The following is a 991-nucleotide window of genomic DNA, read 5'->3' as shown; positions in this document are numbered from 1 at the left end:
CGACCAATCTTACTTCGTTCTTTCGCGAGTCTCATCATTTTGATTTTTTAACGAATAACGCGTTACCCGATTTGCTGAAAGGTAACAACGGCAAAATTCGGGCTTGGTCTGCGGGTTGCTCTACCGGTGAAGAACCGTACTCTATCTCATTAACATTAAACGAATTTTTGCCAATGAAAGCGTGGGACATAAAGGTTCTTGCCACGGATTTGGATTCGAACGTGTTACAAAAAGCATCGCAAGGTGTATACGACATCGAGCGTGTCGAGTCGTTGAGTAAATCGGTCAAAAGCAAGTGGTTTCTATTTGATCGAAATCATAAGGATATCGCTAAGGTGTCCCCGTCTTTGCAGCAGCTAGTCCGGTTTAAGCGCTTAAATTTGCTTGAGGCTTGGCCCATGCGAGGCCGTTTTGATTTTATCTTCTGCCGCAATGTCATGATTTATTTTAATGAAGAAACACAAGTTCGATTGCTCAACCGTTTTGCCGATATTCTTAATCCGGGTGGCTATCTTTTTATTGGTCACTCTGAAAGCCTTCACTCTGTTGCATCTCGCTTCAATTCGCTCGGCAAAACAATCTATCAGTTGAAGGGCTAGACAATGCAACCTGCTGCCGTAAGTACCGGCCCCTTGCCGCTTCCAGAACCGGGTTTTGAGCATGTTAACCGTTATTGGGATAGACGGATGAACATGCCTGCAGCAAAGATTCTGCCAGGCGAGTTGTATGTCAGCCGGCATGGCGAGCTGATTTCGACAGTGCTTGGGTCATGTATTTCTGCTTGCATAAGAGACCGGCAACTTGGTGTTGGCGGGATGAATCACTTCATGCTTCCGCAGGAGGGCGAGCACTCAACAGATAGTTGGGGTGGAGATGTTGCATTGGCATCACGCTACGGAAATTGGGCGATGGAGTACCTAATAAACGAGGTGCTTAAAATGGGTGGTAGCCGCAGAAATCTAGAGGTTAAGGTCTTTGGTGGCGGTAATGT

General features: G+C 46.4%; 1 protein-coding gene and 1 pseudogene. Both read left to right on the top strand.

Translation table 11 applies throughout. From position 1 onward, the window contains the following. The coding region (locus A3750_RS23425; RefSeq protein WP_068548947.1) for a protein-glutamate O-methyltransferase CheR at positions 1-599 on the top strand (599 nt) is incomplete at its 5' end. 3 nt (positions 600-602) lie between these two features. Further along, positions 603-991 (top strand): annotated as a pseudogene (locus A3750_RS23420) (chemoreceptor glutamine deamidase CheD); the annotation flags it as partial.

The sequence above is a fragment of the Oleiphilus sp. HI0079 genome (assembly GCF_001635105.1).
Note: the sequence above shows the minus strand (reverse complement) of the source record. Positions and strands in the feature narration are given on the sequence as shown.